We start from the raw sequence: 19,416 nt of genomic DNA on the forward strand, positions 1-19,416 counted from the left end.
AGGTTCACAGCGTCCTCGCTGTGCGCCTGCCGGACACTGCCCGACAGGACTTTTTCAAAGGAACCTCGCCCCAGCCGAAAAGGCCGGAGACGGGGTATCAACATATCTGGCGTTGATTTTTGGCACGCTGTTGAGTTCTCAAGGAACGGACACTTCCTTTGTACTCACCCTCTCGGGCTTTCCTCCGGGCGCTTCCCTTCGGTCTTGCGTTTCCGACTCTATCAGACTCTTTCGTGTCCGATTTCCCTGTCGGCGGGATTTGCTTCCGGGCTCCGAGCGCTTTCGCGTCTCGCGGCCTTTCGACATTCACTACGTTAACCGATTCCCTCGGCAACTCATAATCGAGTTCCGCGAGAGGAATTCAGGCATGCAGGCACGCCGAATTCGCCCCCGCTGAGGGGAAGTCGTATGTAGTGGGTTGGCCACTTCCGGCTGCTGGCTGAACGCCGTACCCGGTTCAAGCGGCTCGGGCTACATTACGGACCCCCCAGGGACGCGTCAAGTTGAGCGACGGCGGGGCGTATGGGCCCGATAAGGGCTCACCGTCGGGTCGTTGGCGATCCAGAAGCGCCACGGGTGGACGCCTCCGTCGCCGGCCACTCCCGTGCGGGGACCGCTGCCTACCTGGTCGGAGGGGACGGGGGCGCCCGACAGGAGGGTCAGTGGGGACCCCTTGGGGGCACAGGCGTCCGTGCCGTCGAGCGACCGGTCCACCCCGAGCGCCGTGGCGAGCCGGGCCGGCCCTTTGGCCAGTTCTTTGTCATTTCGGGCCGAGAGTCGACGTTTGCGGGCGAGCTCGGCGCCCTCGGTGACCTCGCCCGCCCGCAGCAGGACCGCGCTCGCCCGGCCCTCCGGACCGCACACCAGGTTCATGCAGTGCCACATGCCGTAGGTGAAGTAGACGTAGACGTGACCGGGGGGACCGAACATCACGTCATTGCGGGCCGTGCGGCCGCGATAGGCGTGGGAGCCCGGGTCGTTCGGACCGTCGTAGGCCTCTACCTCTGTGAGGCGGAGTTCGATCGGACCGTCGGGGGTGGTGCGCACGAGGATGCGCCCCAGGAGGTCGGGGGCGACCTCCAGTACGGGGCGGTCGAAGAACGCGCGTGGGAGGGGCGTACGGTCAGGGGCCGCGATCATGGCGTACGAGCGTAGTCCAGTCGTCGGGAGTGGTCCGGGTGTGGTCCGAACGGAGCTTGCCGATGGGGTGGTCAGGGGTCCTCGGCCTTGGAAGGGTGAGGACTCGGAACCGGCGGCGGTCGGATCGCGTTTGTAGGGATCAAGGAATCCATACGGACATCAGGACGGAACAGGCGTTGCCTGGGGAGGAAGTGACATGGGGTTCAAGCGGCTGCTTGCGAGCCTGGGGGCCGGTGGGGCTTCGGTCGAGACGGTGCTGACGGAGGCCAACACCGTTCCGGGCGGCGTCGTCCAGGGCGAGGTGCGGATCCAGGGCGGGTCGGTGGACCAGGCGATCGAGGGTCTGTCGGTCGGTCTGCAGGCCAAGGTCGAGGTCGAGGGGCACGACGACCAGGAGTACAAGCAGGACATCGAGTTCACGAAGCTGCGGCTCGGCGGGGCCTTCGAGCTCAAGGCCGGTGCGGTACACGCGGTGCCGTTCGGTCTGGAGATCCCGTGGGAGACGCCGATCACCACGATCGACGGTCAGAGCCTGCGCGGGATGCACATCGGTGTGACCACGGAGCTGGAGATCGCGCGCGCCGTCGACTCTGGTGACCTGGACCCGATCAATGTGCACCCGCTGCCGGCGCAGAAGGCGCTCCTGGACGCCTTCATCCAGCTGGGCTTCCGCTTCAAGAACGCGGACATGGAGCGCGGCCACATCCGGGGTACGCGGCAGAAGCTGCCGTTCTACCAGGAGATCGAGTTCTTCCCGCCGTCGCAGTACCGCGGACTGAACCAGGTGGAGTTGAGCTTCGTCGCGGACGACCACGCGATGGACGTCGTCCTGGAGATGGACAAGAAGCCCGGCCTCTTCAGCGAGGGCAGCGACTCCTACCGCTCCTTCCAGGTGGGTCTGCACGACTACCAGGGCACGGACTGGGCCGCGTACCTGAACCAGTGGCTGTCGGAGGTCGGCAGCAAGCGCAGCTGGTTCTAGGCGGTGGATCTAGGCTGGGGGCGCAGACAGTCGGCCGAATCGGAGGTTGAGACGTGACCGAGGCGAAGAGGGCTCCGCTTCCCCATGACTTCCATCCGCCGGTGCCGTCGTTCACCGTGGTGAGCGACGACATCGAGCCGGGTGCGGTACTGGCGGAGGCTCAGGTGTACGCGGCGGGAAACACGTCGCCGCAGCTGCGCTGGGAAGGCTTCCCGGCCGGGACGAAGAGCTTCGCCGTGACGTGCTTCGATCCGGATGCCCCGACGGGCAGCGGGTTCTGGCACTGGGTGCTCTTCGACCTTCCGGTGTCCGTGACGGAGCTGCCGGCGGGTGCGGGCAGCGGCAAGTTCGAGGGACTCCCCGAGGGTGCTGTGCACGTCCGCAACGACTACGGGTCCAAGGACTTCGGCGGGGCGGCGCCGCCGCCCGGGGACGGGCCGCACCGGTACGTCTTCACGGTGTACGCCGTCGACAGCGAGAAGCTCGGACCGGACTCCGAGGTGTCGCCCGCCGTCGTGGGCTTCAACCTGCGGTTCCACACGCTCGCGCGTGCCCAGCTGATCGGCGAGTACGAGAATCCGTCGGAAAGCTGACTCAGCCAAGCGTTCACTGAACGTTTGCCCGTCTCTGGTCTTGGAAGTGATCAGAGGCGGGCATTTTTTATTGCGTTGTCCATCTCGGCGTGCCCGGACAGAGTTGATCCAAGCCCGTCCGCGAGGGGGTGGGCCGGTGCACACGGGAGGTGGGCTGGATGCGGGACACGCTGGTACTGAACGCGAGCTTTGAGCCGCTGTCGACGGTGACGTTGAACCGAGCCGTCGTTCTGGTGCTGCAGGACAAGGCCGTCGTGGAGCAGGCCCACCCCGAACTCCGTATGCGCGGCGCCGCGCTCGACATACCCGTGCCCCGGGTGATCAGGCTCTGCCGCTATGTCCGGGTGCCGTTCCGAAGACAAGCGCCGTGGTCCAGGCGCGGTGTGCTGGTACGGGACCGGCACCGGTGCGCGTACTGCGGAAGGCGGGCGACCACCGTCGACCATGTGGTGCCGCGCGCGCAGGGCGGTCAGGACTCCTGGCTGAATACGGTCGCGTCCTGCGCGGAGGACAACCACCGCAAGGCGGACCGTACGCCGGACCAGGCGGGCATGCCGCTGTTGCGGCAGCCGTTCGAGCCGACCCCCGCGAACGCGATGCTGCTGGCACTCGGCCAGGACGACTTCGACGCGCTGCCGGAGTGGCTGGCAGAGCCCGCGGCATAGGTCGTACGACGATGGGGCCCACCTCCCGGGGGAGGTGGGCCCCATCGTCGTACTCCTGACGCATCAGTCGGTGACGGACGGCTTCTCTCGGCGCTCGGTGCCTCCGTTGCCCGAGTTGCCCGAACCGCCGCCCATCGGGCCGAAGTTGCCCATGGCGCCGCTCAGTCCCTTGAGGGCGTCGCCGATCTCGCTGGGCACGATCCAGAGCTTGTTGGCGTCGCCCTCGGCGATCTTGGGGAGCATCTGGAGGTACTGGTAGGCGAGGAGCTTCTGGTCGGCGTCGCCCGCGTGGATGGACTCGAAGACCGTACGGATCGCCTGGGCCTCGCCCTCGGCGCGCAGCGCGGCGGCCTTGGCCTCACCTTCGGCGCGCAGGATCGCCGACTGCTTCTCACCTTCGGCGGTGAGGATCTGGGACTGGCGGATACCTTCGGCGGTGAGGATGGCGGCGCGCTTGTCGCGGTCGGCGCGCATCTGCTTCTCCATCGAGTCCTGGATGGAGGTGGGCGGCTCGATCGCCTTGAGTTCGACGCGGTTGACGCGGATGCCCCACTTGCCGGTGGCCTCGTCGAGGACGCCGCGCAGGGCCGCGTTGATCTCCTCGCGGGAGGTGAGGGTCCGCTCCAGGTCCATGCCGCCGATGATGTTGCGCAGGGTGGTGACGGTGAGTTGCTCGATCGCCTGGATGTAGCTGGCGACCTCGTACGTGGCCGCGCGGGCGTCGGTCACCTGGTAGTAGATGACCGTGTCGATGTTGACGACCAGGTTGTCCTGGGTGATCACCGGCTGCGGCGGGAAGGGGACGACCTGTTCACGCAGGTCGATGCGGTTGCGGATCGAGTCGATGAACGGGACCACGATGTTCAGGCCGGCGTTCAACGTCCGTGTGTAGCGGCCGAATCGCTCGACGATGGCGGCGCTGGCCTGTGGGATGACCTGGATGGTCTTGATCAGGGCGATGAAGACCAACACCACCAGAATGATCAGGACGATGATGATTGGTGCCATCGTTGCTCCCCGTACCCTTCTCCGCTCGGTAATTCCTGAAGATCTTATGGTTGTTGAAGATCTTGCTGGACGAGTCTGACAGACCGTCGTCTGCCGCGTGGGGCGTTCGGTTCACTTGCGTCGTGCGAGGTCACATGACGATCGCCGTGGCTCCGTCGATGTCCACGACATCCACTTCCTGGCCCACCTCGTAGGTCTGTCCGGCATCGAGGGCGCGCGCCGACCAGATCTCTCCGGCGAGTTTGATCCGGCCGTCACCTGAGCCGTCGACCCGTTCCAGGACGATGGCCTGTTTGCCCTTCAACGCCTCGATGCCGGTGGCGAGTTGGGGCCGCTGGGCGCGGTGCCGGGCCGCGATGGGGCGTACGACGGCGATGAGCGCGATCGATACGGCGGCGAACACGAGGACTTGGGGGACGACATCACCGCCGAGTCCCGCGACGGCCGCGCCGGCGACCGCGCCGACGGCGAGCATGCCGAACTCCGGCATGGCGGTCACGACGAGCGGGATGCCGAGTCCGACCGCCCCGACCAGCCACCACACCCACGCGTTGATGTCGTTCACGTGGTCATGGTAGGACCGCGCTCCGTCGGCGGACAGGGCGCGCGATCAACTGGGACACGCCCGGTCCGCGGCGCGGGGTCCGGCGCCCTGGTGTTCAGGCCATCGGAAGGCCCTGCGCGGTCCAGCGTTCGCCGACCTGCTCGACGACGAGCGGGAGACCGAAGCAGAGGGAGAGGTTGCGCGAGGTGAGTTCGAGCTCCAGCGGGCCCGCGGCGAGCACCTTGCCCTGACGGATCATCAGGACGTGGGTGAAGCCGGGGGCGATCTCCTCGACGTGGTGCGTGACCATGATCATGGAGGGGGCGATCGGGTCGCGGGCGAGGCGCCCGAGACGGCGTACGAGGTCCTCGCGGCCGCCGAGGTCGAGGCCCGCGGCGGGCTCGTCGAGCAGCAGCAGCTCGGGGTCGGTCATCAGGGCGCGGGCGATCAGGGTGCGCTTGCGCTCGCCCTCGGAGAGCGTGCCGAACCTGCGGTCCAGGTAGTCGCTCATGCCGAGGCGGTCGAGGAAGGCGCGGGCGCGCTGTTCGTCGACGTCCTCGTAGTCCTCGTGCCAGCCGGCGGTCATGCCGTACGCGGCGGTCAGCACGGTCTGCAGGACGGTCTGGCGCTTGGGGAGCTTCTCGGCCATGGCGACGCCGGCCATGCCGATGCGCGGTCGCAGCTCGAAGACGTCGACCTTGCCGAGGGTCTCGCCGAGGATGGTGGCGGTGCCCTGGCTGGGGAAGAGGTAGCTGGAGGCGACGTTCAGAAGGGTCGTTTTTCCGGCGCCGTTCGGGCCGAGGATGACCCAGCGCTCTCCCTCCTTGACCGACCAGGAGACCTGGTCCACCAGAGCCCGGCCCTCGCGGACCACGGATACGTCCTCCAGCTCCAGTACATCGCTCATGAGCGCGTTGTCTCCCATTGCAGTCTCGGCCGTCGCTTACGTCTGTGGACGCAGCCCCCAGGGAAAACCTACGCCACCGGTCGGGCGCTCTATTCCATCGGTCGGTCCTTAGGGTGGGGGCATGCTCTCGGAACCACGCTCTGGACAGTTGGCCGCATGGGGAAATGCCCTTTTGGCCGGACTTGTTTCACCGGATGACGCGGTGCTCGCCATCGTCGGCGAGGACGCGGTGCACCGGGTAGAGGGGCTGCCGGGCGAGTCGGGGCCCGTCGGGCTCACGCTCGCCCTCGGCCGGCTGCGCGCGCTCGGGGTGACCGGGCTGCGGGTCGCGCTGCCCGCGCCGGGGCACCCGCTCGGGCTCAGCGGACCGCCGAAATTCAACGCGCGCGCCCTCGACGCGGAGGAGGCCGTCGTCTGCCACGGCGCCGCGCTCGGGCTGGTGCCGGAGGTGTACGAGGCCGGGCCGGCCGGTGATGTCCATGTCGAGGTCGTCTGGCACTGCCTCGCCGTGCGGGAGGCGCCGCCCGCCGACGTGCCCTCGCTCGGGGAGGCCGAGCGGGAGCTGGCGGAGGCGCTGCGCGACGCGACGGAGGTGTTGTCGCGGCTGGACGTGGCGGGGTCGGGGCCGGTCGCGGAGGCGGCGATCGATGCGTATCGGGCTCGGGCGGAGCGGGGGCGGGAGGTTCTCGCCCCCGGGTATCCGCCGCGGGCGGTGCGGGTGTTGGAGCTCGCTCAGCGAGTGGGGCTGCTGATCTCCGTCGCGTACGAGAACGGGCACGGTGGGGCGGTGAGCGCCTCGGAGATGGCGGCCCGGACGGAGGCGTTGCGGCCGGTGGAGAGGACGGCTCGACGGGCTCAGGTGGCCGCGTACAACGCGTTCGTGGAGGAACGGGAGCGGGGGGCTCGCTGAGCGGGGAGCTCGCAGGGCGTTCACGGAGGAACGGGAGCGGGGGCTCACTGGGCGGGGGGTCACACCGCGTTCACGGGGAAGCGGGGGCGCGGGGCCCACGGAGTGGGGAACTCACACCGCGCGGACCGGCCCGGCCCGGCCGTACGTTGAGCGACGCCAGGGGGCCAGGACGGCTTGGGACGCCTTACTCGACGGCACGTTTCGGTTCAGTCTTGCGACGAGCCGACGAGTCGTTCAGCGGACCGGCAGGCCAGCAGACCAGCCGACAAACCTGACCGGCCCCCCAGGCAAGTCCCCGGGAGGCCGGTGGTCATGATCGTTCCGGTGCGGAACTCAGCGGTTGACGCCGAGGTTGCCGAAGGCCGGGTTCAGAACGCCGATCACGTTCACGCTGTTGCCGACCGCGTTCACCGGGACGTGCACCGGGGCCTGGATGAGGTTGCCCGAGATGACGCCCGGGGAGCCCTCGGCCTTGCCGCCGGCCCACGAGCCGTCGGTGGCGGAGGCCATACCGGCACCAGCGGCAACCAGCCCACCGGCCACCATCGCGACAGCCGTGGCCTTCTTCAGGTTCTTCACTTCTCAACCCCTCCTAGCGATCACTGCGGCAGTCGCCGCAGCACGCCTTGAAGAACGGCCGAACTCCACGGAGGATGCGCCATCCGGGGGACATACACACGACGGTATGAATCTCATCCCGGAGCGGAACCCTCCGAATTGTCGCCCCGCCGGCGCCTCGACCGCGTGCGAGTGGTGCGCTGGAGCGCGTAAGCGCTGGTGATCAGCCCGCCACCCCATGTCGTACGGCCCAGAGGGCGGCCTGGGTGCGGTCCGCGAGGTCGAGTTTCATCAGGATGTTCGACACATGCGTCTTGACGGTCTTCTCGGAGAGGACGAGGGCGCGGGCGATCTCGCGGTTGGACCGGCCGTCCGCGATCAGGCCGAGCACCTCGCGCTCCCGCTCGGTGAGCGAACCGCCTCTCCCCTGGCCGGAGTTGGCCTCCTCCTGGGAGAGCAGCGCGCCCGCGACCTCGGGCTGGAGCAGGATGTGCCCGGCGTGCACGGAGCGGATGGCGCCGGCCAGGGCGTCGGGGTCCACGTCCTTGTACACATACCCGGCGGCGCCCGCGCGCAGCGCCGGTACGACCGTGCGCTGCTCGGTGAAGCTGGTGACGATCAGCACGCGCGCGGGGTTGGCGAGTTCGCGGAGCTTGCGCAGCGCGTCGATGCCGTCCATGCCCGGCATCTTGACGTCCATGAGGACGACGTCCGGCTTCAGCTCCTCGGCGCGGGCGACCCCTTCGGCGCCGTCGGACGCCTCTCCCACGACCTCGATGTCGTCCTGTATCTCGAGGAAGGTGCGCAGGCCCCGGCGGACGACCTGGTGGTCGTCGACGAGCAGCACCTTGATTGCGTCAGCCACCAGGGACCTCCATCTCGATCGTGGTGCCCTTTCCGGGCGCCGATTCCACCGTGAGTGTGCCGCCGGCTCCGCTCGCCCGGTCGCGCATGGAGACCAGGCCGAGGTGGCGGCCCGCGCTGCGTATCGCCATGGGGTCGAAGCCGCTGCCATTGTCGGTGACGCTCAGGACGGCGCCCGGTCCGCGCTTGACCAGCGTCACGTCGACCTTGACAGCTCCGGAGTGCCTCAGCGCGTTGTGCAGGGCTTCCTGGGCGACGCGCAGCATGGCCTCCTCCTGGGCGGCGGGCAGCGCCCGTACTCCGCAGCTGGAGAAGGTGACGTGGGCGGAGTGGGCGCGGTCGAGGACCTGGATGTGGGTGCGCAGGGTGGCGACCAGACCGTCCTCGTCGAGGGCGGTGGGGCGCAACTCGACGACGGCGGCCCGCAGTTCGTCGGCGGCCTCGGCGGCGAGCGCGGCCACCTGCTGGAGTTCGCCCTTGGCGCGCGCGGGGTCTCGGTCGACGAGGGCGGCGGCGGCCTGCGCGGTGAGGCGCAGGGAGAACAGCTTCTGGCTGACCGCGTCGTGCAGTTCATGGGCGAGCCGGGAGCGCTCCTCGGCGATGGTCAGTTCGCGGCTGCGCTCGTACAGGCGGGCGTTGGTCAGGGCGATCGCGGCGTGCTGGGCGAGGATGGTGAGGAGTTCCTCGTCGTCCTCGGTGAAGCCGCAGCCGTCCGCTTCGGGGCTCGGGGGGTGTCCCCCGACAGGACGCAGCTTGTTGGCGAGGAAGAGGGCGCCGATGATCTCGTCGCCGTCGCGGATGGGCAGGCCCAGGAAGTCGGACATGTCGGGGTGGGCCGCGGGCCAGCCCTCGAAACGGGGGTCCTTGCGGACGTCGGCGAGGCGCTCGGGGCGGGCCTCGTGCAGCATCGCGGCGAGGATGCCGTGCTGGCGCGGGAGCGGGCCGATGGCCTTCCACTGCGCGTCGCTGACCCCGTCGACGACGAACTGGGCGAAGCCTCCGTGGTCGTCGGGCACACCGAGGGCCGCGTACTGCGCGTCGAGCAGCTCGCGGGCCGAGGCGACGATCGTCTTGAGGACGTCGCGCACTTCGAGGTGCCTGCTCATGGCCAGCAGCGCGGAACTCACCGCGTACAGACCGGACCGGGGGCCTTGACTCATGCCCCCAAAGTACCGGCGGGGTGTGACACCGCGTATCGGGCCGGTGATGGCCCTCGCCTAGGCCGGTGGGACTAGGACGAAGGGCCCCTGATCGTTGCGGCCCGCGGACGAGGCGGCGGGGGCGGTGCGGTTCCTACCGTGTGGACAGCCGCCCGGAGCGGCGGTCGAGGGACGAGGGGACGGATGTCATGCCGGTAGCGATCATCACGGGGGCTTCGAAGGGGCTGGGGCGGGCGCTCGGCGCGGCCCTGGCGGAGCGCGGCTGGGATCTGGTGCTCGACGCCAGAACGGCCGGGGTTCTGGAGGAGACGGCGGTGGCACTGTCCGCTCACGGGACGCGGGTGGAGGCGCTGCCCGGGGACGTCACGGACGCCGGGCACCGCGTGGAGCTGGTGGCGGCGGCCCGCAAGCTCGGCGGCGTCGACCTGCTGGTGAACAACGCGAGCGCGTTGGGAGCCGAGCCGCTGGTGCGCCTGGCGGACCTGACCCTGGACGGGCTACGGCAGGCCCTGGAGGTCAATGTGGTGGCCGCGCTGGGCCTGATCCAGGAGGCGCTGCCGCTGTTGCGGGCCGCGGCGGCCGGGGCGGTCGTGGACGTCAGCTCGGACGCGGCCGCGGAGCCGTACGAGACGTGGGGCGGTTACGGCGCCTCCAAGGCGGCGCTGGACCACCTCTCCGCGGTGCTCGGCGCGGAGGAGCCAGGGCTGCGGGTCTGGGCCGTCGACCCCGGGGACATGGGCACGGACCTGTACACGGCGGCCGTACCGGACGACGACGATCCACGGCCGACGCCGGACAGCGTGGTTCCGGCCTTTCTGCGGCTGCTCGACGAGCGGCCCGCGAGCGGGCGCTACGGGGCTCCGGCCCTGTTGGGGGAGCGATGACGACCGCGATGGGGGTCCCCCCGCTCGAACGCCGTCGAGAGCGGCGGAGGGTGCCGGAGGAGTTGTCGGCGCGGGTGCCGGCCGAGCAGCGGGGGCCCGGGCTCGACCGGGACGCCGTACGGCTGCTGGTGTCGCGCGGCATCGAGGTGTCGCACCACGCGTTCGTGGAGCTGCCCCGGCAGCTGAGGGCCGGGGATCTGCTCGTGGTCAACACGTCCAGCACGCTGGCCGCCGCCGTGGACGCTCACGTCGGGCACGCGCGCGTGGTGGTGCATTTCTCCACGCGGGGCGACGACGGGCGGTGGGCGGTCGAGCTGCGGGATCCCGACGGCAGGGGCACCACGCGTGCGCGTGCGGGCGGCCCCGCGGGAACAGTGGTGCGCCTCCCGGGGGACGTGCGCCTCGTACTGGAGGAGCCGCTGACCGCGCGCAGCCCGCGGCTGTGGTGGGGGCGGGTCTCGGACGCGGACGTCCTGGGGCTGCTGGAGCGGCATGGGCGGCCCATTCGCTACTCCTATACGGACCGGGACCAGCCGCTGTCCGTCTATCAGACGGTGTTCGCGCTGCCGTCCGCCGACGGCGCGGGCAGCGCGGAGATGCCGAGCGCGGCGCGCCCCTTCACCGCGCGTCTGGTGGCGGAGCTGGTCAGCCGTGGTGTGCAGTTCGCGCCGGTCACGCTGCACACCGGGGTGGCGTCGGCGGAGGCCCATGAGCCGCCGTACCCGGAGCGGTACGAGGTGCCGGAGCCGTCGGCGCGGCTGATCAACGCGGCGCGGGCCGGCGGGGGGCGGATCATCGCGGTCGGTACGACGGCGGTGCGCGCCGTGGAGTCCGCGACGGGCCCCGACGGGGTGGTCCGGGCGACGCGGGGCTGGACCGGTCTTGTGGTGACGCCTGAGCGCGGGGTACGGGTCGTGGACGGGCTGCTGACCGGGCTGCACGAGCCGGAGGCCTCGCATCTGCTGATGCTGGAGGCGATCGCGGGAGGGGCGGCGGTCGACCGCAGCTACGACGAGGCGTTGAGCGGGCTCTACCTCTGGCACGAGTTCGGGGACGTCCACCTCATCCTCCCGGAGGAGAGGCCTCACTCTGAGCATTGCTCCAGCAACTGCTGGTGAGATTGATACACGGCCGATGTGAGCCCGCACATAGGGCGCACATCACGTACGAAGGTACATAGGAGATAAAGAAGGCCCGCATGAGCGGGGCAGACGTGTCAGTCTGCCCCGTTTTGCCCTTTCCGGGTCCACTACCCGGCTTCGTACGTCACACCTTTGCCACAGCATTTTGCGGCCGCTAAGAATTGCCTCCGTCGCTCAGCACCGAGGGTTCCGCCCCCCGGTGCTTGTTCCGGAAACACTCTGTCCCCACCGGACCGAGAGCGACCTCCGCGCTATTCGAAGAGGTCCATCAGTCATGCCCAAGAACATCAACACTCCTGGTCATAGTCCCAAGCTGACCAAGGCCCACAAGCTTTCGATCGCCGGTGTCGCGGCTCTCGGTGCCGCCGCCCTCTCGTTCTCCCTGGTGCCGGCCAACGCGCAGACCACCACCACGGCCGACGCGGCCTCCACGGCCCAGGTCGCCTACAGCCAGCAGCCGATCAAGGGCGTCAAGGCCCAGATCACCGACCAGCTGGCCGCCTCCGACCTGAAGGCCCAGGCGATCGCCGCGAAGAAGGCCGCCGACGAGGCGGCGAAGAAGAAGGCGGCCGACGAGGCCGCCAAGAAGAAGGCCGCCGCCGAGGCCGCCGCGAAGCAGAAGGCCGAGGAGGCGCGCGCCAAGGAGCAGGCCGCCAGCCGCTCCACACAGCGCATCCAGATCGAGACCGTCGCCGCGAAGACGTACACCAACAACCTCGACGGCTGGATCCGCCAGGCGCTCGACATCATGAAGCAGAAGGGCATCCCGGGCTCGTACAACGGGCTGTACCGCAACATCATGCGCGAGTCCTCGGGCAACCCGAACGCCATCAACGGCTGGGACATCAACGCCATCAACGGCATCCCGTCGAAGGGCCTGCTCCAGGTCATCCCGCCGACGTTCAACGCCTACCACGTCGCCGGCACCTCGACGAACATCTACGACCCGGTCGCCAACATCACCGCCGCCGCCAACTACGCGGCCGACAAGTACGGCTCGATCGACAACGTCAACAGCGCGTACTGAGGACCGAGCGCGGAGCTCCGACACAGACGCCGAAGGGCGGCACCCCTGCTGGGGTGCCGCCCTTCAGTCATGTCCGCCGTGCCCGCGCGACTACTTGCGCATGACCTCGGGCTCGTGGCGCCGCAGGAAGCGTGCCACGAAGAAGCCGCACAGCACGCCCAGGGCGATCAGGGCGACCATGTCCAGGGTCCAGGCCCCGGCCGTGTGGTCCCACAGCGGGTCCGTGCTGCTCGGGTCGTCCTGGTTCGGGAAGATGTTGTTGAAGTCCAGCGTGGTACCGGAGGCGGCGACCGCCCAGCGGGCCGGCATCAGGTACGAGAACTGGTTCACACCGGGGGTGCCGTTCAGGATGAACAGGCAGCCGGTGAAGACCACCTGGACGATCGCGAACATGACCAGCAGCGGCATGGTCTTCTCGGCGGTCTTCACCAGCGAGGAGATGACCAGACCGAACATCATCGACGCGAAGCCGAGCGCCATGATCGGGATGGTGAGCTCGAGCTTGGGCAGGCTCGTGAGGATCAGGCCCTCGCTCGGGACCGTACGGCTGCCGAACCCGATGGCGCCGATCAGGGCACCCTGGAGCACGGTGATCACGCCGAGGACGATCACCTTGGACATCAGATACGCGGAACGCGACAGACCCGTCGCGCGCTCCCGCTCGTAGATCACCCGTTCCTTGATCAGCTCACGGACGGAGTTGGCGGCGCCCGCGAAGCACGCGCCGACCGCGAGGATCAGCAGCACGGTGGTGGCCGTGCCGTTGGCGACGTGGAAGCCCTGCTTCGTGACGATCGGGTTGACCAGCAGCGTCTTGTTCGAGTCGATGAGCAGGCTCACCGAGCCCAGCACCGCCGGCAGGATCACCGTCAGCGCCAGGAAGCCCTTGTCGGAGGCGATCACCGAGACATAGCGGCGGATCAGGGTGGTCAGCTGCGAGCCCCAGCTCTGCGGCTTCGGCGGCTTCATCGCCTGCGGCGGCGGCATCTGGGTCGACTGCGGAGCGACCGCGTCGATGTCCGCGGCGTACATCTGGTAGTGCTGCGAGCCCTTCCAGCGGCCCGCCCAGTCGTAGTCGCGGTAGTTCTCGAAGGCGGAGAAGACGTCGGCCCAGGTTTGGTAGCCGAAGAAGTTCAGTGCCTCCTCCGGCGGGCCGAAGTAGGCCACCGCACCGCCGGGCGCCATCACGAGGAGCTTGTCGCAGATCGCCAGCTCGGCCACGGAGTGCGTGACGACGAGGACCGTACGGCCGTCGTCGGCGAGGCCGCGCAGCAGCTGCATGACGTCACGGTCCATGCCCGGGTCGAGGCCGGAGGTCGGCTCGTCCAGGAAGATCAGCGACGGCTTGGTGAGCAGCTCCAGGGCCACGGAGACACGCTTGCGCTGGCCGCCGGAGAGGGAGGTGACCTTCTTCTCCTTGTGGATGTCCAGCTTCAGCTCGCGCAGCACCTCGTCTATGCGGGCTTCGCGCTCCTGCGTCGTGGTGTCCGCGGGGAAGCGCAGCTTGGCCGCGTACTTGAGGGCCTTCTTGACGGTCAGTTCCTTGTGCAGGATGTCGTCCTGCGGGACCAGACCGATGCGCTGGCGCAGCTCGGCGAACTGCTTGTACAGGTTCCGGTTGTCGTAGAGGACATCACCCTGGTTGGCGGGACGGTAACCCGTGAGCGCCTTCAGGAGCGTCGACTTGCCGGAGCCGGACGGGCCGATGACCGCGACCAGCGACTTCTCGGGCACGCCGAAGGAGACGTCCTTCAGGATCTGCTTGCCGCCGTCGACCGTGACGGTCAGGTGGCGGGCCGAGAAGGAGACCTCACCGGTGTCGACGAACTCCTCGAGGCGGTCGCCGACCAGGCGGAACGTGGAGTGGCCGACGCCGACGATGTCGTTCGGGCCGAGCAGCGCCGAGCCGCCCTTGGCGATCGGCTGGCCGTTGACGTACGTGCCGTTGTGCGAGCCGAGGTCGCGGATCTCGAAGCGCCCGTCGGGCGTCGCGTGGAACTCGGCGTGGTGGCGGGAGACCTGGAGGTCGGAGACGACCAGCTCGTTCTCCAGCGCACGGCCGATGCGCATCACACGGCCGAGGGAGAACTGGTGGAACGTGGTGGGGCTGCGGTCGCCGTAGACCGGCGGCGCCCCCGCGCCACCACCGGGTCCCTGCTGCGGCGGAATGTTCGCCGCCTGCTGTGGCTGCTGGGACTGCTGGGGCTGCTGCCAGCTCTGCTCCGGCGCCTGCTGCTGCGGCGTCGGCTGCTGAGCCCAGCCGGGGCCCGCTCCCTGGGCCGCGAACGGCTGTTGCTGCGGCTGCGCCACGGCGGCCGCGGCGCCGGACAGGTTCAGACGCGGTCCGTCGGTCGCGTTGCCGAGGTGCACGGCGGAGCCGGGGCCGATCTCCATCTGGTGGATCCGCTGCCCCTGCACGAAGGTGCCGTTGGTGCTGCCGTGGTCCTCGATCACCCAACTACGGCCGCCCCAGCTGATCGTGGCGTGACGCCAGGACACCCTGGCGTCGTCGAGCACAATGTCTCCCCCCGGATCACGGCCGAGGGAGTATGGCCTGGACGCATCGAGCGTCCAGGTCCGTCCATTCAATTCCAGTACGAGTTCCGGCACTCCATGCCCCACTGAGTTGTCCCCCGAAGTTCCCCCATCACAGGGAGTCTAGGGATGTCGAACATCGGGGGGAACTATTTCAGGAGCAGCCCCCTGACCGAAAGTCGGGCCCTGTGAAGACCGCGTACGGGCGGGTTGCCCGTTTCCGTTGACGGGGTTGAAACCGGCCCGGAGAGTGGTAATCCCACGCGAGGGGGACATCCGCGGTGGATCGCCGCGGCGCGGATCGGGGGGTCTGACGATGAACATCGAGACCGCGGACCACGGCGGCGATGCCAGGAGTGTGCCGTGGGGGGATGTGCTGTTGTCGGCGGTCGCCTCTGTGAGCTGGGCGTTGATCGGGATGGCGGGCACGGCCGCGCTCGGTCTGCATCTGCTCGGGGCGGACGCGGCGGGCTCGCTCGGACCGATGACCGCGGCGGTGGTGGCGCTGGGGGCCAATGGTGCGGTCGAGCCGTCCGGCGATGTGTCGGCCTTCGGGCTGAAAGGAGCGGAGGCGAGTACGGCCATCCAGGTCACGCCGCTGGGTGTGGGCCTGGTGGGCGCGCTGCTGATGTCGTGGTTCTTCCTACGGTCCTTGCGCACGGCGGGAGTTGTGATCGCGCCGTCCGAACTCCTGGCTCGCGCGGGTTCGGTGGTGGTGCTGTTCGTGGCGACGCTGGGCGGGCTCGCCTGGGCCGGGCACGACGTCATCACCATCGACGGAGGCAAGCTCGGGCTCGACAAGGTCACGGGCGGCTCAGGCGGCGGCCTCGGCGACATCACGGACAAGCTCCCCGGAGGGCTCGGGGATCTCGGCGGACTGCTGCCCGACAAGATCGGCGACCTCGTGAACGCCAAGGCGGCGGTGGGCTTCACCGTCGACACCGTGCCCACGCTGCTCGGCGGGACGGTCTGGGCGGCCGGCGTGCTGGTGATCGCGCTGCTCGCCTCCCGCCGTACGCCGCTCCCCCGCGGCTGGGAATCCGTGCACCGAGTGGTACGGCCGGCCGTCTCCGCGGTGGTCACGGTGGTGCTGGTGGCGGTCCTGGCCGGGCTCGCGGCGGCGGCGTACGCGGCGATCGGCGACGCGCACCCGAAGCGGATCGCGGGCGCGGCGCTGCTCGGCGCGCCGAACGGGGTGTGGCTCGGCGTTCCGATCGGTCTGTTCGTGCCCTGGGACGGCAAGGCCACCGGCGAGCTCGCCAAGCTGCTGCCCGACCCGCTGGACAAGCTGCTGAGCGTCAACTCCGACCAGCCCGTCACACTGGGCCGGCTCGCCGAACTCGACGGCCGCGTGTGGCTGTTGGGGGTGGCGACCGCGGTCATGATGCTGTTCGCGGGCGTCCTGGCCGCCACGCGTACGCCATCTGTACGGGGGGTGGGGACGGCCGGCGTGGGAGGCGCGGGTGCGGCTGTCGCGGGAGGCGCGGGTGCCCCTGATGTACGAGGTGGGGGTGCCCTTGGTTTCGCGGGGCGCTGCGCACTTCGGCTGGGGGTCGTTACGGCGCTTGCACTGCCTTTGCTGGTGTGGCTGACGGAGGTGTCCGCGGACGCCTCGCTCTCGGTGCTCGGGTTCGACGCGTTCGGGGCGGGGATCGAGTTGCACGGGCATCTGGGGATGGCGTTGGTGCTGGGGGGCGCGTGGGGGGCCGGGGCGGGCGCCGTGGGTGCGTTGCTGGCGTGGGTGAGCGGGGCGGCGGGGCGACGGGCGACGGGGTTCGCACTGTCGGCGGCAGGGGGTGACTCGGGTGGGGTGCCGCCTGCCGGGGAGCATCCCATGGTCTCCGGGGAGCCTGGGCCGTACCGCCCTCGGGCCTCCTACCGGGCACCCAATCCGGATACCAATCCGTATCTCCGAGTGCCGGACGAGCTACGGGGGCCGGAGGGCGGCAGGGGGTCGGAGGGCGGCAGGGGGCCGCGTGCTCCGCGGGAGCCGGACGATGTGCATGGCGCGCCGACAGTGGTGAGGCCGATGGGGCCGCCGCCGCCCCCACCACCGCCGGACGAGGGTCCACCGCCGCGGAGGCCACGGGGGCGGGGGTGAGCATGCGCCGGTGCGCTGTCCGACGACGGTGCGTGGTGGGTCGGGGCGCTGTCCGGCGGTGAGCGGCGGGTCGGGGGCTGTCGCCGGTGCGTGGCGGCTCGGGGCGCTGTCCGGCGGTGCGGTGCGCGGCGGGCGCTGTCCGGCGGTGCGTGACGGGTGCGGGCGCTGTCCGGTGGTGCGTGGCGGGTGCGGGCGCTGTCCGACGGTGCGCGGCGGGCGCTGTCGCCGGCGCGTGGCAGCTCGTGTCTGGCGGTGCGCGGCAGGCGCCGTCCGGCGGTGCGTGACGGGTGCGGGTGCGGGTGCGGGTGCGGGTGCGGGTGCGGGTGAGTGAGGGTGTGGGGCGGGGGCCTTCGCGCGGGGTCGGGTGCGGTGGGTGGCTCCCCGGGGCCCGGCGCGAGTGCGGGGGCGTCGCCCGTGGGACATGTGGGGGCTACCTCACGGTCGGCCAGTGTTCCGTGTCCGCTGGGCGGACCGGGCGGGCGGGGGGCACTGGGTGCCGGATACGGTGGGAGGACCATGAGCGCTTCCTCTGACGTTCCCACTCTCCTCGTCAAGATCTTCGGCAAGGACCGGCCGGGCATCACGGCCGGACTCTTCGACACCCTCGCCGCCTACTCCGTCGACGTGGTCGACATCGAGCAGGTCGTCACCCGTGGCCGGATCGTGCTGTGCGCGCTCGTGACCGAGCCGTCCGCCGGTCTGGAGGGTGATCTGCGGGCCACCGTGCACAGCTGGGCGGAGTCGATGAAGATGCAGGCGGAGATCATCTCCGGCCTCGGTGACAACCGGCCGCGTGGTCTCGGGCGTTCGCTCGTCACCGTGCTCGGGCATCCGCTCACCGCGGAGTCGACGGCGGCGATCGCCGCGCGGATCACGAAGACCGGCGGCAACATCGACCGTATCTTCCGGCTCGCCAAGTACCCGGTGACGGCGGTCGAGTTCGCCGTGTCCGGCACGGAGACCGAGGCGCTGCGCACCGCGCTGGTGACCGAGGCCGCGGCACTCGGTGTCGACATCGCGGTGGTGGCGGCGGGACTGCATCGCCGAGCCCAGCGTCTCGTGGTGATGGACGTGGACTCGACGCTCATCCAGGACGAGGTGATCGAGCTGTTCGCCGCGCACGCCGGCTGCGAGGCCGAGGTCGCCGAGGTGACGGCGGCCGCCATGCGCGGAGAGTTGGACTTCGAGCAGTCGCTGCACGCGCGCGTGGCGCTGCTCAAGGGGCTGGACGCGTCGGTGGTGAACAAGGTGCGCGAGGAGGTGCGGCTGACGCCGGGGGCGCGCACGCTGATCCGTACGCTCAAGCGGCTCGGCTACCAAGTCGGTGTCGTCTCGGGCGGCTTCACCCAGGTCACCGATGACCTCAAGGAACGGCTCGGGCTCGACTTCGCGCAGGCCAATACGCTGGAGATCGTCGACGGGAAGCTGACGGGCCGGGTCGTCGGGGAGATCGTGGACCGGGCGGGGAAGGCGCGGCTGCTGCGCCGGTTCGCCGCCGAGGCGGGGGTGCCGCTGGCCCAGACCGTGGCGGTCGGTGACGGCGCCAACGACCTCGACATGCTCAACGCCGCCGGTCTCGGGGTCGCCTTCAACGCCAAGCCCGTGGTCCGCGAGGCCGCGCACACCGCCGTGAACTTCCCCTTCCTGGACACCGTCCTGTATCTGCTGGGCGTCACCCGTGAAGAGGTCGAGGCCGCCGACATGCACGAGGACGATTACTGAGCTCGTGGGCCGTCCGGTCTCGTAGGGCGTGGATACGGTCGTACGTCGGCGGGGGCCCGGCACCACCGAGGTGCCGGGCCCCCTTCGGCGCAGAGGTGGGTCACTCGGTCGGCGCCCAGTAGTCGATCAGGGTGGCCACTCCGGGCTCCAGGGATTTCCAAGAGCCCTCGAAGGTGAGTACCCCGAAGGCGGCGGTGGGGAAGCCGCGGCTGTTCATCCGGGCGCGGGTGTCGCCCTCGGCCTGGCCTGCCAGGATCTCGGCGAGGCCGTGCACGCTCGGGTTGTGGCCGATCAGGACCACGTTCTGCGCGTCGTCGGGGGTTTCGTTGAGCACGGCGATCAGCTCGCCGGGCGAGGCTTCGTAGAGCCGCTCCTCATAGACTGTTTTCGGCCGGTGCGCGAGCTCATGGACGGCGAGCTTCCAGGTCTCGCGGGTCCGGGTCGCGGTGGAGCAGAGGGCCAGATCGAAGGGGATGCCGCTGTCGGCCAGCTTGCGTCCGGCGACGGCGGCGTCCTTGCGGCCCCGGTCAGCGAGCGGCCGCTCGTGGTCGGCCACCTGTGGCCAGTCGGCTTTCGCATGCCGGAAGAGGACAATCCTGCGGGGTTCTGCGACGCTCATGCGTCCCAGCTTCGCATGAAACACGCCATGGGGCGCAGGGAGTTGACGTGCTCCC

18 protein-coding genes are annotated in these 19,416 nt (G+C 69.9%); 9 read left to right on the forward strand and 9 right to left on the reverse strand.

Going from position 1 to position 19,416, the window contains the following annotated elements; all coding sequences use genetic code 11:
* Positions 1 to 498: 498 nt before the first annotated feature.
* A complete protein-coding gene (locus tag ACFVXA_RS32005) occupies positions 499 to 1,140 on the reverse strand; it encodes a DNA-3-methyladenine glycosylase (protein WP_362028106.1) in 642 nt (213 codons plus the stop codon).
* Between the two features lie 196 nt (positions 1,141 to 1,336).
* On the opposite strand from ACFVXA_RS32005, the gene ACFVXA_RS32010 reads away from it, so the two are divergent.
* From ACFVXA_RS32010 to ACFVXA_RS32020, 3 genes are all read left to right on the forward strand, one after another.
* Positions 1,337 to 2,122 carry a sporulation protein gene (locus tag ACFVXA_RS32010; protein ID WP_362028104.1) on the forward strand — a complete coding sequence of 262 codons (786 nt, stop codon included), beginning with the start codon at positions 1,337 to 1,339 and terminating at the stop codon, positions 2,120 to 2,122.
* A gap of 53 nt (positions 2,123 to 2,175) precedes the next feature.
* The gene (locus ACFVXA_RS32015; RefSeq protein ID WP_362028101.1) at positions 2,176 to 2,715 is read left to right on the forward strand and encodes a YbhB/YbcL family Raf kinase inhibitor-like protein; all 540 of its coding nucleotides are present in this window, start codon (positions 2,176 to 2,178) and stop codon (positions 2,713 to 2,715) included.
* Between the two features lie 158 nt (positions 2,716 to 2,873).
* On the forward strand, positions 2,874 to 3,380 hold the full coding sequence (locus ACFVXA_RS32020) for an HNH endonuclease (protein WP_362028098.1): 507 nt from the start codon (positions 2,874 to 2,876) through the stop codon (positions 3,378 to 3,380).
* A 63-nt stretch (positions 3,381 to 3,443) separates the two neighbouring features.
* Here ACFVXA_RS32020 and ACFVXA_RS32025 read toward each other — a convergent pair whose 3' ends face one another.
* The 3 genes from ACFVXA_RS32025 to ACFVXA_RS32035 form a co-directional block, all read right to left on the reverse strand.
* Positions 3,444 to 4,388: an SPFH domain-containing protein gene (locus ACFVXA_RS32025; RefSeq protein ID WP_362028094.1), complete on the reverse strand. Its 945-nt coding sequence runs from the start codon at positions 4,386 to 4,388 to the stop codon at positions 3,444 to 3,446.
* A gap of 130 nt (positions 4,389 to 4,518) precedes the next feature.
* Positions 4,519 to 4,953 (reverse strand): NfeD family protein, encoded by a 435-nt coding sequence (locus ACFVXA_RS32030; RefSeq protein ID WP_390028001.1) that lies wholly within the window; start codon positions 4,951 to 4,953, stop codon positions 4,519 to 4,521.
* Positions 4,954 to 5,047: 94 nt separating this feature from the next.
* Positions 5,048 to 5,839, reverse strand: a complete 792-nt coding sequence (locus tag ACFVXA_RS32035) for an ABC transporter ATP-binding protein (RefSeq protein ID WP_383745297.1) — start codon at positions 5,837 to 5,839, stop codon at positions 5,048 to 5,050.
* Between the two features lie 121 nt (positions 5,840 to 5,960).
* Here ACFVXA_RS32035 and ACFVXA_RS32040 point away from each other — a divergent pair, with 121 nt between their 5' ends.
* Entirely contained in the window at positions 5,961 to 6,749 is a 789-nt protein-coding gene (locus tag ACFVXA_RS32040; protein ID WP_383745300.1) for a hypothetical protein, read from the forward strand.
* A gap of 333 nt (positions 6,750 to 7,082) precedes the next feature.
* On the opposite strand, the gene chpE is transcribed toward ACFVXA_RS32040, so the two are convergent.
* The 3 genes from chpE to ACFVXA_RS32055 all read right to left on the reverse strand — a co-directional run bounded on the left by chpE (position 7,083) and on the right by ACFVXA_RS32055 (position 9,331).
* Entirely contained in the window at positions 7,083 to 7,328 is a 246-nt protein-coding gene (gene chpE, locus ACFVXA_RS32045; protein WP_362028084.1) for a chaplin ChpE, read from the reverse strand.
* 202 nt (positions 7,329 to 7,530) lie between these two features.
* Positions 7,531 to 8,172 (reverse strand): response regulator transcription factor, encoded by a 642-nt coding sequence (locus tag ACFVXA_RS32050; protein WP_362028081.1) that lies wholly within the window; start codon positions 8,170 to 8,172, stop codon positions 7,531 to 7,533.
* Complete coding sequence (locus ACFVXA_RS32055; RefSeq protein WP_384401045.1) at positions 8,165 to 9,331, reverse strand: GAF domain-containing sensor histidine kinase; 1,167 nt, start codon at positions 9,329 to 9,331, stop codon at positions 8,165 to 8,167. The genes ACFVXA_RS32050 and ACFVXA_RS32055 overlap by 8 nt, the downstream gene beginning before the upstream one ends.
* Before the next feature lie 188 nt (positions 9,332 to 9,519).
* Here ACFVXA_RS32055 and ACFVXA_RS32060 point away from each other — a divergent pair, with 188 nt between their 5' ends.
* The 3 genes from ACFVXA_RS32060 (at position 9,520) to ACFVXA_RS32070 (ending at position 12,384) form a co-directional block, all read left to right on the forward strand.
* The gene (locus ACFVXA_RS32060; RefSeq protein ID WP_389747756.1) at positions 9,520 to 10,215 is read left to right on the forward strand and encodes an SDR family NAD(P)-dependent oxidoreductase; all 696 of its coding nucleotides are present in this window, start codon (positions 9,520 to 9,522) and stop codon (positions 10,213 to 10,215) included.
* Positions 10,212 to 11,333, forward strand: coding sequence for an S-adenosylmethionine:tRNA ribosyltransferase-isomerase (locus ACFVXA_RS32065; RefSeq protein WP_390028003.1), 1,122 nt, complete (start codon positions 10,212 to 10,214; stop codon positions 11,331 to 11,333). Before ACFVXA_RS32060 ends, ACFVXA_RS32065 begins: the two co-directional genes overlap by 4 nt.
* Before the next feature lie 298 nt (positions 11,334 to 11,631).
* A complete protein-coding gene (locus ACFVXA_RS32070) occupies positions 11,632 to 12,384 on the forward strand; it encodes a transglycosylase SLT domain-containing protein (protein WP_383745312.1) in 753 nt (250 codons plus the stop codon).
* 90 nt (positions 12,385 to 12,474) lie between these two features.
* On the opposite strand, the gene ACFVXA_RS32075 is transcribed toward ACFVXA_RS32070, so the two are convergent.
* A complete protein-coding gene (locus tag ACFVXA_RS32075; RefSeq protein WP_390028046.1) occupies positions 12,475 to 14,994 on the reverse strand; it encodes an FHA domain-containing protein in 2,520 nt (839 codons plus the stop codon).
* 241 nt (positions 14,995 to 15,235) lie between these two features.
* Here ACFVXA_RS32075 and ACFVXA_RS32080 point away from each other — a divergent pair, with 241 nt between their 5' ends.
* Positions 15,236 to 17,020 (forward strand): streptophobe family protein, encoded by a 1,785-nt coding sequence (locus ACFVXA_RS32080; protein ID WP_390028004.1) that lies wholly within the window; start codon positions 15,236 to 15,238, stop codon positions 17,018 to 17,020.
* Positions 17,021 to 17,536: 516 nt separating this feature from the next.
* A complete protein-coding gene (gene serB / locus ACFVXA_RS32085) occupies positions 17,537 to 18,742 on the forward strand; it encodes a phosphoserine phosphatase SerB (protein WP_362028063.1) in 1,206 nt (401 codons plus the stop codon).
* A 100-nt stretch (positions 18,743 to 18,842) separates the two neighbouring features.
* Here serB and ACFVXA_RS32090 read toward each other — a convergent pair whose 3' ends face one another.
* Positions 18,843 to 19,361 (reverse strand): histidine phosphatase family protein, encoded by a 519-nt coding sequence (locus ACFVXA_RS32090; protein ID WP_362028060.1) that lies wholly within the window; start codon positions 19,359 to 19,361, stop codon positions 18,843 to 18,845.
* Positions 19,362 to 19,416 lie beyond the last annotated feature (55 nt).

Origin of the sequence: Streptomyces sp. NPDC058246 (assembly GCF_042881985.1) — a bacterium.
Lineage (GTDB): Bacteria > Actinomycetota > Actinomycetes > Streptomycetales > Streptomycetaceae > Streptomyces.

What these genes read in the sequence shown, in the direction of transcription:
- ACFVXA_RS32005 (WP_362028106.1), bottom strand. Translation starts at nt 1,140, where the DNA reads ATGATCGCGGCCCCTGACCGTACGCCCCTCCCACGCGCGTTCTTCGAC.
- ACFVXA_RS32010 (WP_362028104.1), top strand. Translation starts at nt 1,337, where the DNA reads ATGGGGTTCAAGCGGCTGCTTGCGAGCCTGGGGGCCGGTGGGGCTTCG.
- ACFVXA_RS32020 (WP_362028098.1), top strand. Translation starts at nt 2,874, where the DNA reads ATGCGGGACACGCTGGTACTGAACGCGAGCTTTGAGCCGCTGTCGACG.
- ACFVXA_RS32025 (WP_362028094.1), bottom strand. Translation starts at nt 4,388, where the DNA reads ATGGCACCAATCATCATCGTCCTGATCATTCTGGTGGTGTTGGTCTTC.
- ACFVXA_RS32035 (WP_383745297.1), bottom strand. Translation starts at nt 5,839, where the DNA reads ATGAGCGATGTACTGGAGCTGGAGGACGTATCCGTGGTCCGCGAGGGC.
- ACFVXA_RS32040 (WP_383745300.1), top strand. Translation starts at nt 5,961, where the DNA reads ATGCTCTCGGAACCACGCTCTGGACAGTTGGCCGCATGGGGAAATGCC.
- ACFVXA_RS32055 (WP_384401045.1), bottom strand. Translation starts at nt 9,331, where the DNA reads ATGAGTCAAGGCCCCCGGTCCGGTCTGTACGCGGTGAGTTCCGCGCTG.
- ACFVXA_RS32060 (WP_389747756.1), top strand. Translation starts at nt 9,520, where the DNA reads ATGCCGGTAGCGATCATCACGGGGGCTTCGAAGGGGCTGGGGCGGGCG.
- ACFVXA_RS32065 (WP_390028003.1), top strand. Translation starts at nt 10,212, where the DNA reads ATGACGACCGCGATGGGGGTCCCCCCGCTCGAACGCCGTCGAGAGCGG.
- ACFVXA_RS32070 (WP_383745312.1), top strand. Translation starts at nt 11,632, where the DNA reads ATGCCCAAGAACATCAACACTCCTGGTCATAGTCCCAAGCTGACCAAG.
- ACFVXA_RS32080 (WP_390028004.1), top strand. Translation starts at nt 15,236, where the DNA reads ATGAACATCGAGACCGCGGACCACGGCGGCGATGCCAGGAGTGTGCCG.
- serB (WP_362028063.1), top strand. Translation starts at nt 17,537, where the DNA reads ATGAGCGCTTCCTCTGACGTTCCCACTCTCCTCGTCAAGATCTTCGGC.
- ACFVXA_RS32090 (WP_362028060.1), bottom strand. Translation starts at nt 19,361, where the DNA reads ATGAGCGTCGCAGAACCCCGCAGGATTGTCCTCTTCCGGCATGCGAAA.